The 16,904-nt window shown below is 73.4% G+C and carries 15 protein-coding genes and 1 riboswitch; of the genes, 5 read left to right on the plus strand and 10 right to left on the minus strand.

The window, feature by feature from the left end; translation table 11 throughout:
• Positions 1 to 129 precede the first annotated feature (129 nt).
• Positions 130 to 2,031, plus strand: a complete 1,902-nt coding sequence (locus NMK44_RS12900; protein WP_254741945.1) for an AAA family ATPase — start codon at positions 130 to 132, stop codon at positions 2,029 to 2,031.
• 49 nt (positions 2,032 to 2,080) lie between these two features.
• Here the strand turns inward: NMK44_RS12900 and NMK44_RS12905 are convergent, their stop codons facing one another.
• The 10 genes from NMK44_RS12905 to NMK44_RS12950 form a co-directional block, all read right to left on the minus strand.
• The gene (locus NMK44_RS12905; protein ID WP_254741948.1) at positions 2,081 to 3,226 is read right to left on the minus strand and encodes a hemolysin family protein; all 1,146 of its coding nucleotides are present in this window, start codon (positions 3,224 to 3,226) and stop codon (positions 2,081 to 2,083) included.
• On the minus strand, positions 3,223 to 4,644 hold the full coding sequence (locus tag NMK44_RS12910; protein ID WP_254741951.1) for a hemolysin family protein: 1,422 nt from the start codon (positions 4,642 to 4,644) through the stop codon (positions 3,223 to 3,225). Before NMK44_RS12910 ends, NMK44_RS12905 begins: the two co-directional genes overlap by 4 nt.
• Before the next feature lie 245 nt (positions 4,645 to 4,889).
• Complete coding sequence (locus NMK44_RS12915; RefSeq protein ID WP_254741953.1) at positions 4,890 to 5,342, minus strand: PH domain-containing protein; 453 nt, start codon at positions 5,340 to 5,342, stop codon at positions 4,890 to 4,892.
• A 49-nt stretch (positions 5,343 to 5,391) separates the two neighbouring features.
• On the minus strand, positions 5,392 to 6,240 hold the full coding sequence (gene hisG / locus NMK44_RS12920) for an ATP phosphoribosyltransferase (RefSeq protein ID WP_254741956.1): 849 nt from the start codon (positions 6,238 to 6,240) through the stop codon (positions 5,392 to 5,394).
• Between the two features lie 82 nt (positions 6,241 to 6,322).
• Positions 6,323 to 6,595, minus strand: a complete 273-nt coding sequence (locus tag NMK44_RS12925; RefSeq protein WP_254741959.1) for a phosphoribosyl-ATP diphosphatase — start codon at positions 6,593 to 6,595, stop codon at positions 6,323 to 6,325.
• 36 nt (positions 6,596 to 6,631) lie between these two features.
• Complete coding sequence (gene ribH, locus NMK44_RS12930; protein ID WP_254741962.1) at positions 6,632 to 7,117, minus strand: 6,7-dimethyl-8-ribityllumazine synthase; 486 nt, start codon at positions 7,115 to 7,117, stop codon at positions 6,632 to 6,634.
• 87 nt (positions 7,118 to 7,204) lie between these two features.
• Positions 7,205 to 8,563, minus strand: coding sequence for a bifunctional 3,4-dihydroxy-2-butanone-4-phosphate synthase/GTP cyclohydrolase II (locus tag NMK44_RS12935; protein ID WP_374215269.1), 1,359 nt, complete (start codon positions 8,561 to 8,563; stop codon positions 7,205 to 7,207).
• Positions 8,564 to 8,643: 80 nt separating this feature from the next.
• Positions 8,644 to 9,303: a riboflavin synthase gene (locus tag NMK44_RS12940; RefSeq protein ID WP_254741968.1), complete on the minus strand. Its 660-nt coding sequence runs from the start codon at positions 9,301 to 9,303 to the stop codon at positions 8,644 to 8,646.
• Between the two features lies 1 nt (position 9,304).
• Positions 9,305 to 10,402 carry a bifunctional diaminohydroxyphosphoribosylaminopyrimidine deaminase/5-amino-6-(5-phosphoribosylamino)uracil reductase RibD gene (gene ribD / locus NMK44_RS12945; protein ID WP_254741971.1) on the minus strand — a complete coding sequence of 366 codons (1,098 nt, stop codon included), beginning with the start codon at positions 10,400 to 10,402 and terminating at the stop codon, positions 9,305 to 9,307.
• Between the two features lie 151 nt (positions 10,403 to 10,553).
• Positions 10,554 to 10,684: riboswitch (FMN riboswitch) on the minus strand.
• A 348-nt stretch (positions 10,685 to 11,032) separates the two neighbouring features.
• On the minus strand, positions 11,033 to 12,265 hold the full coding sequence (locus tag NMK44_RS12950; RefSeq protein ID WP_254741974.1) for an ROK family transcriptional regulator: 1,233 nt from the start codon (positions 12,263 to 12,265) through the stop codon (positions 11,033 to 11,035).
• A gap of 166 nt (positions 12,266 to 12,431) precedes the next feature.
• Between NMK44_RS12950 and NMK44_RS12955 the strand changes: the two genes are divergently transcribed.
• The 4 genes from NMK44_RS12955 to NMK44_RS12970 all read left to right on the plus strand — a co-directional run bounded on the left by NMK44_RS12955 (position 12,432) and on the right by NMK44_RS12970 (position 16,888).
• On the plus strand, positions 12,432 to 13,670 hold the full coding sequence (locus NMK44_RS12955) for an MFS transporter (protein ID WP_254741977.1): 1,239 nt from the start codon (positions 12,432 to 12,434) through the stop codon (positions 13,668 to 13,670).
• 105 nt (positions 13,671 to 13,775) lie between these two features.
• The gene (locus NMK44_RS12960; protein ID WP_254741980.1) at positions 13,776 to 14,483 is read left to right on the plus strand and encodes an ArsR/SmtB family transcription factor; all 708 of its coding nucleotides are present in this window, start codon (positions 13,776 to 13,778) and stop codon (positions 14,481 to 14,483) included.
• A gap of 59 nt (positions 14,484 to 14,542) precedes the next feature.
• A complete protein-coding gene (locus NMK44_RS12965; RefSeq protein WP_254741983.1) occupies positions 14,543 to 15,379 on the plus strand; it encodes an isocitrate lyase/PEP mutase family protein in 837 nt (278 codons plus the stop codon).
• Positions 15,380 to 15,505: 126 nt separating this feature from the next.
• Complete coding sequence (locus tag NMK44_RS12970) at positions 15,506 to 16,888, plus strand: uracil-xanthine permease family protein (protein ID WP_254741986.1); 1,383 nt, start codon at positions 15,506 to 15,508, stop codon at positions 16,886 to 16,888.
• Positions 16,889 to 16,904: the final 16 nt, after the last annotated feature.

Below are 16,904 nucleotides of genomic sequence, written 5' to 3' on the forward strand. Positions count from 1 at the left end.
GGGTCGGCATTATGCGATTGCGACGAACAACAGTGCGGCACCCTCGGCCGGTGCCGTTTGCGCCGGTACGATGCCCAAGGGGCAGTCGCCCCTGCGGCATCCACGGGGGCAGGGGTTGTGGGGGACGTGATGGATTTCGGCACGCAAGGATCGCACGCCCCGGCCGATCTCGCCTGGCTGCGGGCCGTCGACGCCTACACGATGGGCGCCTACGCACAGGCCGAGGAGGAGTTCCGGGCCGCCGTGCGGCATGACCCCGCGATGGCCGACGCCTGGCTCGGGCTGCATGCGCTGCGCGCCGACACCGCCACCGCCCTGCTGCGGATGTACCGCCACCGCGACCGCTTCGGGGAGCAGCGCGCCCGCCACCGCCGCACCCTCAACTCCTGGTACTGGCTGGGCTGGTGGGTCCAGCCGGTGCTGGAGACCAGCCGCGATCTGCTGCTCGCGCACGCCTCCCACTGGCTCGACGGCCGCCACGTCCCCGAGCTGGACCGGGCACTGGCCGGGTGCCCGCCGGTGGAAGCCGACCCCCAGGCCCGCTTCCTGCACGCCTGCCGCGCCTATCTGGTCAAGGACTGGGAGCAGTTGGTGCGGCACACCGAACCGCTGCTGGACGATCCGCTGCTGGGTATCGAGGCGGGGCTCTTCGGCGGGATGGCCCGGGTCCGGCTGGAGATGTTCGGCCAGGCCGAACCACTGCTCGCCGCCGCGCTGATGCGCTGCCGCAGCGAACAGCCGCAGCGCAAGGAGCTGCGCTACTGGCTCGCCCGCGCCCATGAGGGCACCGGGCGCAGCGCCGCCGCGCTTCCCCTGTACCGCGCGGTGCACCGGATCGATCCCACCTTCATGGACACCTCGGCGCGGCTGGCGGCGATAGCCGAGTCCGACGGTCTTGACGAGCCCGCCGATCTGGCGGCCGTCTCCCTGGCCGGGGCCGGCGGCCAGGACGCGGGCGACCTCCGCGACGCCACGGCCCTCGACCCCGATCCGCTGCCCACCGCCGATCCGGGCGACGGCCGTGAGCCGCGGACCGGCGGCGAGGCCGGCCCCGGGGGCGCGGCGCTGCTGGGCTCCGCCGTGGTGGGCTCCGGCGGCACCCGGGAGCGGTCCGGACCGCCCGCCCCGCCGGGCCCCTCGGATCCGGCGCTGCTGGAGAGCGCGTTGCAGGAGCTGGAGCGCATGGTCGGCCTGGAGCCGGTCAAGCGGCAGGTCCGGGCGCTGTCCGCACAGCTCCATATGGCGCGGCTGCGCGCCGGGCAGGGCCTGCCGGTCCAGCCGCCCAAGCGCCACTTCGTCTTCTCCGGCCCCTCCGGCACCGGCAAGACGACCGTGGCCCGCATCCTGGGCCGGGTCTTCTACGCGCTCGGGCTGCTGGGCGGGGACCACCTGGTGGAGGCCGGGCGCGCCGACCTCGTCGGCGAGTACCTGGGCCAGACGGCGGTGAAGGCCAATGAGCTGATCGACTCGGCGCTGGGCGGGGTGCTCTTCGTCGACGAGGCGTACAGCCTGTCCAACTCCGGCTACAGCAAGGGCGACGCCTACGGCGACGAGGCGCTCCAGGTGCTGCTCAAGCGCGCCGAGGACAACCGCGACCGGCTGGTGGTGATCCTGGCGGGCTACCCCGAGGGCATGGACCGGCTGCTGGCCGCCAACCCCGGTCTCGGCTCGCGCTTCACCACACGGGTGGACTTCCCCAGCTACCGTCCGCTGGAGCTGACCAGCATCGGCGAGGTGCTGGCCGCGGAGAACGGTGACGTCTGGGACGAGGAGGCCGTGGAGGAGCTGCGCAGCATCAGCGGCCATGTGGTGGACCAGGGCTGGATCGACGAACTGGGCAACGGCCGCTTTCTGCGCACCCTGTACGAGAAGAGCTGCGCGTACCGGGATCTGCGGCTGTCGGGGTGGACGGGCACCCCGACCCGGGACGATCTGGCCACCCTGCGGCTGCCGGATCTGATGCAGGCATACGGGGAGGTCCTGTCGGGTCGCGGTCCGATGTACCGCGACCCGCAGGATCCGCTGTCCTGACCGCCCCGGGAGCCACCGGGCGGCGGTGTACTCCCTTTGAAGACGGACCCTAGCGCGCCACCATCGCGGGCTGCTCCGCCGGCTCCTCCCCGGAGGGCCGCGTCGGCTCGCGGCCGGACGGCTCCGCCGAGGCACCGCGGGGCTCGGTCACCCGGCGGCGCTTCCCGGCCCGGTGGGCGGGGTCCCTGACCTCGCCGACCAGCATCTCCAGGACGTCCTCCAGGGCCACCAGGCCCAGCACCTTCCCCGAGGCGTCGGTGACGGCCGCGAGGTGGGAGGCGGCCCGGCGCATCACGGTGAGCGCGTCGTCGAGCGGCAGTTCCGCCCGCAGGGTCTCGATCGGCCGCCAGACGTGCTGCGGTACGGCACGCTCCCGGAACTCCAGGTCCAGGACGTCCTTCACATGCAGATAGCCCATGAAGGCGCCGCCGGGACCGCGCACCGGGAAACGGGAGTAGCCGGTCCGCACGGTGAGCTCCTCGATCCGCCGGGGGGTGACCGAGGGATCCACGGTGACCAGGGCAGCCGGGTCGAGCAGCACATCGGTGACCGGGCGGCTACCGAGCTCCAGGGCGTCGGCGAGCCGCTCGTGCTCCCCGGGTTCGAGGAGTCCGGCCTGCCGGGAGTCCTCCACCAGATGGGTCAGCTGCTCACTGGTGAAGACCGCCTCGACCTCGTCCTTGGGCTCCACCCGGAACAGCCGCAGCACCACCCGGGCGCAGGCCCCGAGCGCCGCGGTGACCGGGCGGCACAGCCGGGCGAAGCCGACCAGGCCCGGGCCGAGCCACAGCGCGGTCTTCTCCGGCGCCGCCATGGCCAGGTTCTTCGGCACCATCTCGCCGATGACCAGGTGGAGGAAGACCACGACGGCGAGCGCGATGGCGTAGCCGAGGGGGTGGACCGCCTGAGCGGGCAGATGGGCGGCGTGGAAGACCGGCTCCAGCAGATGGGCGACGGTCGGCTCGGCGACCGCGCCGAGGGTCAGCGAGCAGACGGTGATACCGAACTGGGCGGCCGCCATCATCTGCGGCAGGCTCTCCAGACCGGTGAGCACCGTGCGGGCGCGGGCGGAGCCCTCGGCCGCGCGCGGCTCGATCTGGCTGCGGCGCACCGAGACCAGGGCGAACTCGGCGCCCACGAAGAAGCCGTTGGCGAGCACCAGCAGGGCGGCGAAGAGCAGTTGGACGAGACTCATCGCTCGGTCCCCTTCCCGGCGGCGGCACCGGCGGCCGTGCCGGCTGCCGGACAGATGGCGGTGGCTGCGGGGGCGGTGCCCTGCTGCCCCACGGGCGTACCCGCCTTGGCGCGGACGATGCGCACCAGCTCGGCCCGGTGGTGGCCGACCTGTCGGACCGCCAGTTTCCAGCCGGGCAGCTCGGCGGTGTCACCGGGGACGGGGATACGCGCCAGCAGATCGGCGACGAGTCCGGCGACGGTCTCGTAGGGACCGTCGGGAGCCTCCAGGCCGATCCGGCGCAGGGTGTCCACGCGGCAGCCGCCGTCGGCGTCCCAGGCGTGGCGGCCGTCCTCCATGGCAATTTGTGTCAAGTCAGGCATATTGGACGCTTCATCGTCATGTTCGTCGCGGACCTCGCCGACGAGTTCCTCGACGATGTCCTCCAGGGTGACGACGCCCGCCGTACCGCCGTACTCGTCGACGACCACGGCTATCGGCTGCTCACTGCGGAGCCGCTCCAGCAGCGGCTGGACCGGCAGGGTCTCCGGGACCAGCAGCGGGGCCTGGGCGATCCGGCTCACGGGGGTGCGCAGCCGGTCGTGCGCGGGCACCGCGAGGGCCTCCTTGAGGTGCACCATCCCGATGACCTCGTCCAGCCGGTCCCGGTAGACGGGGAAGCGGGAGAGCCCGGTGGCGCGGGTGAGGTTGAGCACGTCCTCGGCGGTGGCCGTGGACTGGAGCGCGCTCACCCGGACCCGCGGGGTCATCACATGCTGCGCGGTGAGGTCGCCCAGGGAGAGGGTCCGCACGAACAGATCGGCGGTGTCCTGCTCGATGGCGCCCGCGCGCGCCGAATGACGGGCGAGCGAGACCAGCTCACCGGGGGTACGGGCGGAGGCCAGCTCCTCGGTGGGCTCCACGCCCAGCATCCGCACCAGCCGGTTGGCCACCGTGTTGAGCAGGGCGATGACGGGCCGGAAGAAGCGGGCGAAGGCGTACTGCGGGCCCGCCACGAACCGGGCGACCTGGAGCGGCCGGGAGACCGCCCAGTTCTTGGGCACCAGCTCGCCGATGATCATCTGCACGGCGGACGCCACCAGCATGCCGATGACCACGGCCACACCGGGGACGGCCCCGTGCGGCAGGCCGGCGGCCTCCAGCGGCGGGGTCAGCAGATGACCGAGCGCGGGCTCGGCGAGCATGCCGACCACCAGGGAGGTGATGGTGATGCCGAGCTGGGTCCCGGAAAGCTGGAAGGACAGCTCGCGCAGCGCCTCGACGACGGTGCGGGCGCGCCGGTCGCCCTCGTCGGCGGCCCGTTCGGCGTCCGGCCGCTCCACGGTGACCAGGCCGAACTCCGCCGCCACGAAGAAGCCGTTGGCGAGGATGAGAACGAGTGCCGCACAGAGCAGCAGGAGGGACAGGGTGATGCTCATGCCGCCGCCTCGAAGCCGGCGGCGGCGCAGGTACTACAGGACGATCCGTCCATCTGCGGAGGGAGTCACTCCTCGGGTCGCAGGGGAGCCCGCCGACCGCGCGGGGGGAGCGCGGACATGGGAAGGCGGGGTGGGGCACCGTTCGGCCCCGGCAACAGGGTAATCAAGGATGGGGCGTCACGGGCAGGCCCCTCGGGCCGGTGGAGTGCCGCCCGGCCGCCGCGGACCGGCCGCGGCGGCGAGGATCAGGCCGATTCACCACCCGTGCCGTGCTTCTCGGCCAGGGCCCGCAGCGCCCGCGCGTCGTGGATGGCGCGCTCCTTGGCGATGCCCGGCTGGATGCCCATCGCGGGCAGGCTGGTGCCGTCGGCCAGGTCCAGGAAGACCCATGGATCGCCGGGCCGCAGATTGACCCGGAGCACCTCGGCCCACGCCAGACGGCGCCGGGTGGTGAGGTTGACCACGGTCACCCCGTCCGTGTCGGCCATCACCTTGGGACGGCTGAGCAGCAGCAGCACCCCGAAGAAGATCAGGCCGGTGATGGCGAAGCTGGCCTTCTCCCCCGGGCTCAGGCTGTCCAGGAGCAGTCCGACCGCGGTGAGCGCGATGACGACGGCGGTACCGACGGTCAGCAGGACCGCCCGGGTCCTGGTCGGCCGGAAGGTGACGGGGAGGGCGGGCAGGGGCGCGGAGGACACGTGGCCGGACTCTCGTGGGAGGCGGATGGGCTGGGGCGGCGGGGCCGGATCAGAGCCGGCAGGCGTGGATCCCGGTGGTCAGGATCGCCCGTGCCCCCAGGTCGTACAGCTCGTCCATGATCCGCTGGGCGTCCTTGGACGGGACCATCGAACGGACCGCGACCCAGCCCTCGTGGTGCAGCGGGGAGACGGTGGGCGACTCCAGACCGGGGGTGAGCGCCACGGCGCGCTCGACGTGCTCGACCCGGATGTCGTAGTCCATCATCACGTAGCGCCGGGCCACCAGGACGCCCTGCATCCGGCGGAGGAACTGCTGCACCTTGGGGTCGTCGGTGGGGGCGCCGGTGCGGCGGATCACCACGGCCTCGGACTGCAGGATCGGCTCACCGATGATCTCCAGCCCGGCGTTGCGCAGGGTGGTGCCGGTCTCCACGACATCCGCGATGATCTCGGCGACGCCGAGCTGGATGGCGGTCTCGACGGCGCCGTCGAGGTGGACCACATCGGCGTCCACCCCGTGGTCGGCCAGGTGCTTGGTGACCAGTCCGGCGAAGGAGGTGGCCACGGTCTTCCCGCCGAACTCGCTCACGTCCCGGGCGGTGCCGGGGAGCGTGGCGTAGCGGAAGGTGGAGCCGGCGAAGCCGAGCTGCATGATCTCCTCGGCCTTGGAGCCGGAGTCCAGCAGCAGATCACGGCCGGTGATACCGATGTCCAGCCGGCCGGAGCCGACGTAGACCGCGATGTCCCGGGGCCGCAGGAAGAAGAACTCAACGTCGTTGTCGGAGTCGACGAGCACCAGTTCCTTGCGGTCCTTGCGCTGCCGGTAGCCCGCCTCATGGAGCATCGCCGACGCAGGCTCGGACAGTGAACCCTTGTTGGGGACGGCGATGCGCAGCATGAGCGTTCTTTCCTTCGGTAGCGATCGGTGCGAGAGGGGTGTGACTCGGGACGCGGAGGGGTGACGGGACGGGCGCGACGGCTCAGAGATGAGCGTAGACGTCATCGAGGGAGAGGCCCTTGGCGACCATCATCACCTGAAGGTGGTAGAGGAGCTGGGAGATCTCCTCGGCGGTCGCCGCGTCGCTCTCGTACTCGGCGGCCATCCACACCTCGGCGGCCTCCTCCACCACCTTCTTGCCGATGGCGTGCACACCGGACTGGAGCAGTTCGGCGGTGCGGGAGGTGGCGGGATCGGCCGTGGCGGCCTTCTGCTGGAGCTCGGTGAAGAGCTCCTCGAACGTCTTGTTGGCCATGATGCCCGCCATCCTACTGGTGCGGGCCCACCCGGCTCAGCGCCAGGGTTCGGCGACCGAGCGCAGGGTGGTGGCGGTGGCGACGGCGGCGGTGACCGCCTCGTGGCCCTTGTCCTCGCTGGATCCGGCGATCCCGGCCCGGTCGAGCGCCTGCTGCTCGGTGTCGCAGGTCAGCACGCCGAAGCCGATGGGGACCCCGGTGTCCACGCTGACCTGGGTGAGGCCCTGGGTGACGCCCTGGCACACGTACTCGAAGTGCGGGGTGCCACCGCGGATGACCACGCCGAGGGCCACGATCGCGTCATAGCCGCGGCCCGCCAGGACCTTGGCGACGACCGGCAGCTCGAAGCTGCCGGGCACCCGCAGCACGGTGGGCTCGGAGATGCCGAGCTCGCCGAGGGCGCGCAGCGCGCCGTCGACCAGTCCGTCCATCACCTGCTCGTGCCACTGGGCGGCGATGACGGCCACGCGCAGGTCGCCGCAGTTCTTCACGGACAGTTCGGGGGCGCCCTTACCGCTCACGTCTCTCCTCGGTGCGTGTTGTGCCCGCGTACGGGTTCCGTACGGGTCGTGCTGATGGGGGTGGTGGGTGGTGCTGTTCGCCCGCGGCTACTGGTTGCCGCAGGCGGACACGGGTTCGGCGCGGTCGCCGTCCAGCCAGGGCAGGTCGTGCCCCATCCGGTCCCGCTTGGTCCGCAGGTACCGCAGATTGTGCTCCCCGGCCTGGACCGGCATCGGCTCCCGGTCCAGGACCCGCAGACCGTGGCGGACCAGTGCCGTGGTCTTCTCGGGGTTGTTGGTCATCAGGCGCAGCGAACGCACACCGAGGTCGGTGAGCATCTCCGCGCCCGCGGCGTAGTCCCGGGCGTCGGCGGGCAGACCCAGTTCCAGATTGGCGTCCAGCGTGTCCCGGCCCAGCTCCTGGAGCTGGTAGGCGCGCAGCTTGGACAGCAGTCCGATACCGCGTCCCTCGTGGCCGCGCAGATAGAGCACCACGCCCCGGCCCTCGGCGGCCACCCGCTCCAGCGAGGCGTGCAGCTGGGGGCCGCAGTCGCAGCGCAGCGAGTGGAAGACATCGCCGGTGAGGCATTCGGAGTGGACGCGCACCAGCACGTCCTCGCCGTCGCCGATCTCACCGCTGACGAGCGCGATGTGCTCGACGCCGTCGGCCGTCGAGCGGTAGCCGTACGCCTGGAAGTCCCCGAAGGCGGTGGGCAGCCGGGTCTGGGCCTCGCGCCGCACCCCGGGCTCCAGCGCCTTGCGGTGGGCGATCAGGTCCTCGATGGAGATGATCGCCAGATCGTGCTTACGGGCGAAGGCGACCAGGTCCGGCAGGCGCAGCATGGTGCCGTCCTCGCCCGCGATCTCCACGATGGCGGCGGCCGGGCGCAGCCCCGCGAGCCGGGCCAGGTCGACCCCGGCCTCGGTGTGGCCGTCCCGGGAGAGCACCCCGCCGGGGCGGGCGCGCAGCGGGAAGATGTGGCCGGGGCGCGCGAAGTCGCCGGGGACGCTGTGCGCATCGGCCAGCAGCCGCAGGGTGGTGGCCCGGTCGGCGGCGGAGATACCGGTGCTGACACCGTGCTCGGCGGTGGCGTCCACCGAGACGGTGAACGCGGTGCGCATGGACTCGGAGTTCTGCTCCACCATCTGGGGCAGCTCCAGCCGGTCCAGGTCGGCGCCCTCCAGGGTGGCGCAGATCAGCCCGCGGCACTCGGACATCATGAAGGCGACGATCTCGGGAGTGATCTTCTCGGCGGCGACGATGAGATCGCCCTCGTTCTCCCGGTCCTCGTCGTCCACGACCACGACGGGACGCCCCGCGGCGATCTCGGTGATGGCCCGCTCGACGGAGTCCAGCGCCAGTTCGTCGGGCCACTGCCCGCCGGTGCGGACGGCGCGCGGCGCGGGGGCCGGCGTCGGCTGCGGATCGGCGTGCTGCGGCACGGTCTGCGCGGATGCCTCGGTCATGAGACTCCTTCCGGGAACGGGCGCGCTCGCGGTCTCGCGGTGGATCGTTCGGGGTCCGGCGTCCAGCCGGTCGACGGTGGTCATGAGACGGCCTCCTCGGCGGTTCCGGACGTGGGGCCGGGGGCGGCGGGGCCCCGGGCGCGGTCGCCGAGCATCCGCTCGACGTACTTGGCGACCACGTCCACCTCGAGGTTGACCGGGTCGCCGGGCTGTTTGACGCCGAGGGTGGTGAGGGCGAGCGTCGTCGGGATCAGGCTCACGGTGAAGGAGTCGGGATCCGCGTCGACGACGGTCAGGCTGATGCCGTCGACCGTGATCGAGCCCTTCTCCACCACATAGCGGCCGAGTCCGGCGGGCAGCGAGATCCGGACGATCTCCCAGTGCTCGGAGGGCGTGCGCTCGACGATGGTGCCGGTGCCGTCGACATGCCCCTGGACGAGGTGGCCGCCGAGCCGTCCGCCGAGCGCCATGGGGCGCTCCAGGTTGACGCGGGAGCCGACGGTGAGCGCGCCGAGGCTGGAGCGGTTCAGGGTCTCGGCCATCACATCGGCGCTGAACTCGCCGCCCGCGGGACCCTCCTGGCGGTCCACCACGGTGAGACAGACGCCGTTGACCGCGATGGAGTCGCCGTGCTTCGCACCGTCGGTGACGACGGGGCCGCGCACCAGGAAGCGGGAGGCGTCGCCGAGGTTCTCGACGGCGACGATCTCACCCAGTTCTTCGACAATTCCGGTGAACACTTCAGTTCTCCTCGGCGAGGGGGGCGGGCACGGCGGTGATGCGCAGATCGGGTCCGAGCCGGGTGACATCGGCCGGTTCGAGGCGCAACGCCTGCGCGATGGTGGTGATTCCGGCGTCGGCGAGGGCGGCGGGGCCCGCACCGAGCAGAACGGGCGCCAGATAGCCGACGACCTTGTCGACGGCTCCGGCGGCGAGGAACGCCCCGGCCAGTGTGGGCCCGCCCTCCAGCAGGACCGAGCGCACTCCGCGGTCGTGCAGGGCGGCCAGCAGCGCAGGGATGTCGAGCCCGGGGGTGCCGGTGGCACGCGGCAGCCGTACGGTCGCCACGCCCGGCAGATGGCCGGTGTCGGCGTCCTCGGCGACGGCGACCAGCGTGGGCGCCGCGTCGTCCAGCACCCGGGCGCCGGGGGTGACGGTCGCACGGGTGTCGACCACGACGCGCAGCGGCTGGGCCGCCCCGTCCCGGTCGCGGACGGCCAGGTGGGGATCGTCGGCACGGAGGGTGCCGGAGCCGACGACCACGGCGTCCGCCTCGGCGCGCAGCCGGTGCACATCGGCCCGGGAGGCGGCGGAGGTGATCCAGCGGCTGGTGCCGTCCGCCGCGGCGCTGCGCCCGTCGAGGGTGGCGGCGTACTTCCACAGCACGAACGGGCGGCCGCGCCGCATCGAGGTCAGCCAGGCTTCGTTGACCGCCTCGGCCTCGTCGGCCAGGGGCCCGGCCGCGACGTCGATCCCGGCGGCGGCCAGGGTGGCGGCGCCGCCCCGGGCCTCGGCGGTGGGATCGGCGACGGCGTAGCGGACACGGGCGATCCCGGCGTCGATGAGCGCCTGGGCACAGGGTCCGGTGCGGCCGGTGTGGTTGCAGGGTTCGAGGGTGACCAGCGCGGTCCCGCCCCGGGCCCGTTCCCCCGCGGCGCGCAGGGCGTGGACCTCGGCATGCGGCCCGCCGGCGCGCTGGTGCCAGCCCTCACCGGCGATGCGGCCCTGGGCGTCGAGGATGACGCAGCCGACGACGGGGTTGGGGCTGGTGTGGCCGAGGCCGCGGGCTGCGAGCGTCACGGCACGACGCATCGCGTCGGGTTCGGCTGCGGTGGCCACCGGGTCCTCCTGCCTCTTCGGGCACGGACTCCGGGGCTGTCGGAAACGACACGAACGAACGACGGCGCCGCCAGTACGCCGGGATCGCGGACGGGACCGCACAGGAACAGCGCGGACCGCCGACGGCGGCGCACCGGTGATGTCGCATTCGCCGCGCACTGCCTCCCATCCGGACTTTCACCGTCGGTCCAGGAATTTCACCTGGTCAACCGACCGCTGGCGGCGGACGGGTCGCGGACTGTAACCGCCGGTTCGGATTTTCACCGACCCCGGAGTGCGCTGACGTCACTGGTACGCGCCCAGTGTGCCACGACGATCAGCGGAGCTGGAGGCCCACCCCCTGTGGCCTCCCTCACGGGGCGGGCTCCGGGCCCGCGGGGACGGGGTGCGGGGTGTCCGTCGGCCCTTCCCCCGGCAGTGCGTTCGGCTCGTCGCCCGACCGCGCCGGAGGGAAGCCCGGCCGTCCGGGCGCCGTCCGGCGCCGTGCCGGTGGCCAGGGCGTGTGCCGGACGCCCCCTGCCCAGCGACGCCTGCGCATACGCTCGCCGCGATGCCGGGATCGCCGCGAGGACGGCCCTCCGCCGGGAGGTGCCCCCGACGCCGCGGGATCCGCCCTCCGGGCGGACGGCGCTATGTCCGGAACACGCCCTGGTCCGCTCCGAACAGGTCGTTCTGGGCCGCGTCCGTCGCGGTGAGGACCGCGCCGCGCAGCACCCCGGTGCCGCCGACGGCCCCGGGGCGGATCTCGGTGCGCAGCGGGGACATCCGGGCGACCTGGGCCTCGACGCGCTGGGCGAGGGCCGGACCCCCGGCGCGGCCGGTCTCCCCGCCGAGGACCACACAGCCGGGGTCGAGCACCGCGCTCACCGCCGCGGCCCCCAGGGCGACCCGGGCCGCCAGCGCGTCCAGGAAGGGGGCGGCCGGCTCACCCGCCGCGACGGCCTCGCACAGCACCGCCTCCGCCGTCGCCGCGTCGTCCGCACCGCCCGCCGGGGCCGCGCACAGGCCGTGCTCCCGGGCGAGTTCACCGATGGCGCGGCTGCCCACGAGGGCGTGGAAGCCGCCGTCGCAGCCGGTCGCCGACGGCAGTCCCGCCGCCCCCGGGACCGGCAGGAAGCCGATCTCGCCGGTGCCGCCGGAGGCACCGCGCCGCAGCACCCGGTCCAGCACCACGGCCGCGCCGACCCCGTGGCCCAGCCACAGCAGCACGAAGGTGTCACGGTCGCGCACCGCGCCGAGCCGCTGTTCGGCGACGGCGGCGAGGTTGACCTCGTTCTCCAGCAGCACCGGCGCCGCCAGACCGCGGTGCAGCGCGGCGGCCAGTTCGCGGTGCCAGGAGGGCAATCCGCCCGGGGAGTCCAGCTCACCGGTGGCCGGGTCGACCAGGCCGGGCGCGCCGACGCCGATGTGGTGCAGCCGGTCCGCCCCGGCCCGCCGGGCGGTGCGCGCCACCAGGGCGACCGCGCCGGAGACGGTGCGCGCGGGGTCGGTGTCCGCGGCGACCGGCAGCGACGCCTCGGCCAGCGTCCGGCCGAGCAGGTCCGCGACGCAGACGGCGACGCTGTCGGTGCGGACGTCGACCCCGGCCACGTACGCGCTGTCCGCGACGATCCCGTAGACCCGGGCGTTGGGCCCGCGCCGCTCCGCCCCCGACTCCCCGACGATCGCGACCAGTCCGGCCGCCCGCAGCCGTTCCACCAGGTCCGCCACGGTGGGGCGGGAGAGACCGGTCAGTGTCTTGAGCTGACCTGCGGTCAGCGGCCCCTCGTCCTTGAGCAGATGCAGCGCGAGGCGGTCGTTGATGGCCCGCGCCGTAGCGGGAGAGGCAGTGCGGCCCGCGGCGGGGCCACGCGTCGAGGTCATGCCGGAGTCCTTCCAGACGGCTGTCCGGGGATATCGCCTATCTATCAGGCAGGCTCCCTGATAGTTTCCCCACCGGTATGCGGGCCGAGGAAGGACCGCACGGGAAGGGACCACACAGGGCAGGGCCGCACCGGAGGGGCCGCGCTTCGGGGAGGGAGCGACAGCCATGAGCAGTGCCACGGAATCCGGGGCAGCCCAACCGGCCCCCGTACGGCGGGCGCGGATGGCCGTCGCGGTGGTGTTCGCCGTACACGGCGCGGTCACCGGCAACTTCGCCACCCGGATCCCCTGGATCCAGGAGCGGCTGGACCTGAGTGCGGGCCAACTCGGCCTGGCACTCGCCTTTCCCGCGGTCGGGGCGTCCTTCGCGATGCCGCTGGCCGGGCGGATCAGTCACCGCTTCGGGGCCCGCACGGCCCTGCGGGGGCTGCTGGCGCTGTGGTGTCTGTGGCTCGCGGTGCCCCCGCTCGTCCCCGGTCCGGTCTGGCTGTGCGGCGCGCTGTTCGTGTTCGGCGCCACCGCCGGGATGTCCGACGTCGCCATGAACGCCCTCGGTGTGGAGATCGAGACCCGGCTGGGCCGCCCCATCATGTCCGGGCTGCACGGGATGTGGAGCGCGGGCGCGCTCATCGGCTCGGCGGCGGGCACGGTCGCGGCCCACGCGGAGGCGGACGCCCGGCTCCATCTGGCCGTCGCCGCCGCGGCGCTGACGGTGCTGGGCGTGATCGCCTGTCACTGGGTGCTGGACCTGGACAGCGCGGCCGAGGAGCACCCGCCGCCCCGTTTCGCGCTGCCGCCCCGGTCCGCGCTGATCATCGGCGCGGTGGGGTTCTGCGCGGTGTTCGCCGAGGGGGCGAGCCTGGACTGGTCGGCGGTCTACCTGCGGGACGTCATGGACTCCTCCCCCGGCGTCGCCGCCGCCTGCACCACCGCCTTCTCCTGCACCATGGCCGCGGCCCGGCTGGCGGGCGATGCGGTGGTCGGCCGGTTCGGCGCGGTGCGGACGGTACGGGTGGGCGGGGTGCTCGCCACGCTCGGCGGCCTCGGGGTGGTCACCGCGCCGAACGCGGGCCTGGCCATCGCGGGCTTCGGTCTCATCGGGCTGGGCATCGCGGTCGTGGTGCCGCTGGCGTTCGCGGCGGCGGCCCGCAGCGGTCCCGCCCCCAGCCAGGCCATCGCGGGCGTGGCCACGATCACCTACACCTCCGGGCTGATCGCCCCCGCGGCCATGGGCTCGATCGCCGATCTGACCTCGCTGACGGTGTCGTTCTGCCTGGTCACGGCGGGGGCCCTGGGGCTGGTGGCGGGCGCGGGCGTACTCCGCGGCGCCTCCGGCGAACCGGCCGCCGCGCCGGGCGCCCCGGTCCACGAACCCGGCGCGTCCGAACGCACGGCGTCCGGTTGAGCGCACGGCGTCCGGCTGAGCGCGACCGACGGCTCACCCGGTTCGCGGCCCGCACCCCGCGACACTTCGGTGACCGCCGAAGCGTCGCGGGCGCACCATGGAGCCATGACACCCTCACCGCACCGGGGACCGCGGCTCGCGCGACTGGCCGGACTGCTCGCCGATGAGACCCGTGCCGCCATGTGTCTTGCGCTGCTCGACGGACGGGCCTGGACCGCGGGAGAGCTGGCACGGTACGCCGGGGTGGCCGCCTCCACCGCCACCGGGCATCTGCACAAGCTGATCGACGGCGGGCTGCTGACCGAGGAACGGCAGGGCAGGCACCGCTATGTACGGCTGGCCGGGCCGCAGGTGGCGCAGCTCATCGAGGATCTGTCCGCGCACGCCGCGCCACCGCCGCCGCCGCGTACGCTGCGCGCCTCCAGCGCGAGCGGCGCGCTGGCGCGGGCGCGGACCTGTTACGACCATCTGGCCGGGCGGCTGGGCACCGCGATCACCGACGCGATGCTGGAGCGCGGACTGCTGCAGGGTTCGACGGGGTTCGCGCTGACCGACGCCGGGATGGACTGGTTCGCGAAGCTGGGCCTGGATCTGCCGGAGGCCGCCGCGCGCGGACGGCGGCCGATGGCCCGTAGCTGTCTGGACTGGACCGAGCGGCGACCGCATCTGGCCGGGGTGGCCGGGGCCGCGCTGTGCCGCCACGCGCTGGACACCGGCTGGTGCATCCGCATCGGCAGCGGCCGCGCGCTGCGCGTCAGCCCGGAGGGTGAACGGGCCCTGCGCGAACTGCTGGGCGTCACCACCCCGGTGTGAGGCGCACCGCCGCGACGGTTCGGCCGGGGCCGAACCGTCGCGGACCTACCGTCGGATCCATGAGCGCACACCCGGGCCCCGACGGCCACACCGCCTTCCACCGGCTCCACCACACCGGACGGCCACTGCTGCTGCCCAACGCCTGGGACCACGCCTCCGCGGCCGCCCTCGTCCGCCGCGGCTTCCCCGCGATCGGCACCACCAGCCTGGGGGTGGCCGTCGCGGCCGGGCTGCCGGACGCGACGGGCGCCACCCGCGCGGAGACGCTCGCCCTCGCCCGCGGACTGACCCGGCTGCCGGCGCTGGTGAGCGTGGACATCGAGGGCGGCTTCAGCGAGCGGCCCGAGGAGGTCGCCGCGCTCGCCGCCGCACTGGACGCGGCGGGGGTCGTGGGAGTGAACATCGAGGACGGGCGCCCGGACGGCACACTCGCCCCGCTCGCGCGGCAGTGCGCGGTGATCGAGGCGGTCAAGGAACGGGTCCCCCGGCTGTTCGTGAACGCCCGCACCGACACCCACTGGCTCGCCGCCACCGGCGCCGCCGGTGCGCCCCGGCTGTCGGTCACCGCCGAGCGGCTGGAGCATTACGTCCGGGCGGGGGCGGACGGGGTCTTCGTCCCCGCGCTCACGGACGAGCACCACATCGCCTCGCTCGCGGACGACCTCGGCGACACCCCGCTCAACATTCTCCTCTCCCCCGGCCACCACACCTATGAGCGGCTGGCGGAGCTGGGCGTACGGCGGATCAGCTGCGGTTCACTGCTCTTCCGTGCCGCGCTGCACAGCGCCGTCGAGCTGGCCTGGTCCCTCGCCCACCCCGGGAGCGATCCCGCCCCGCTTCCCGGATACGCGGAGACGGAGTCGCTGTCCGACGCCTTCATGGCGGCGCATGGGTGAGAAGCACATTTTCAGCCAACTAACATTGCTCCGATTCGCTCGCCGGCCTCCCGCGGAACCCCGCACGGAATCCCCTCGGCGACGACAGCACTCTCAGCAGTCTCAGCAAGGAAGTGGAGCAGTTTCATGGGCCTCGGCGTGCGCTGGACCCTGCACGGCGACGGGCGCACCCCCGCCCCCGGAGCCGTCGTCAAGCCGGATGAGCGGCTGTCCTGGCCGAGAACGGCGGGTCTGGGCGCACAGCACGTGGTCGCGATGTTCGGGGCCAGCTTCGTCGCCCCGGTGCTGATGGGCCTCGACCCCAATCTCGCGATCATGATGTCCGGCGTCGCGACCATGCTGTTCCTGCTGGCGACCCGCGGCCGGGTGCCCAGCTATCTGGGGTGCAGTCTGTCGTTCGTCGGCGTGGCCGCGGTGATCAGGGCGCAGGGCGGCGGCAGCGCGGCCGTCACCGGCGCGATCCTGGTGGTCGGCGCGGCGCTGCTGCTGAGCGGACTCGCGGTACGGCGCTTCGGCGCCCGGATCATCCACACCGCGATGCCGCCGGTGGTCACCGGCGCGGTGGTGATGCTGATCGGGTTCAACCTGGCCCCGGTGACCGCCGGGACGTACTGGCCCGCGGACCAGTGGACGGCGCTGCTGACGATGCTGGTCACCGGTGCGGCCGTGGTCTGTCTGCGCGGGTTCTGGTCCCGTGTCGCGATCTTCCTGGGGCTGCTTTTCGGCTACGCGGTCTCCTGGCTCTTCGACCGGGTCTTCGGCAGGATCCACTCCATCGACGGCAGCGGGAAGCTCACCGACCACTGGCGGCTGGATCTGTCGAAGGTGTCCTCGGCGGACTGGATCGGTCTGCCGTCCCTGCACGCGCCCAGCTTCGAGTGGTCCGCGGTACTGGTCGCCCTCCCGGTGGTCATCGCCCTGATCGCGGAGAACGCCGGGCATGTGAAGGCCGTCGGCGAGATGATCGGCGATCCGCTGGACGACCAGCTCGGCACCGCCATCGCGGCGGACGGCGCGGCGACCGTGCTCTCCACGGCGGTCGGCGGCCCGGCCACCACCACCTACTCCGAGAACATCGGCGTGATGGCCGCCACCCGCGTCTACTCGACCGCCGCGTACTGGGCGGCGGCGTGCTTCGCGCTCCTCTTCGGACTCTGCCCCAAGTTCGGCGCGGTGGTCGCGGCCGTTCCCGGCGGGGTGCTGGGCGGGATCACCGTGATCCTCTACGGCATGATCGGGCTGCTCGGCGCGCAGATCTGGGTGCACAACAAGGTGGACCTGCGCAATCCGCTGAACCTGGTGCCGGTCGCCGCGGGTGTGGTCATCGGCGTCGGCGGGGTCAATCTGAAGATCAGCGAGAACTTCGAGCTCAGCGGGATCGCCCTGGGCACCATCGTGGTGCTGGTCGGCTACCACGCGCTGCGTGCCCTGGCCCCGGCCCATCTGAAGCCGCAGCCGCCGCTGCTGGACGAGGGCACCAGCGGCTACGACGACCAGCGTCCGGAGTGACGACCGGCCGACCGTG

Origin of the sequence: Streptomyces cucumeris, from assembly GCF_024295805.1 — a bacterium.
Lineage (GTDB): Bacteria > Actinomycetota > Actinomycetes > Streptomycetales > Streptomycetaceae > Streptomyces > Streptomyces cucumeris.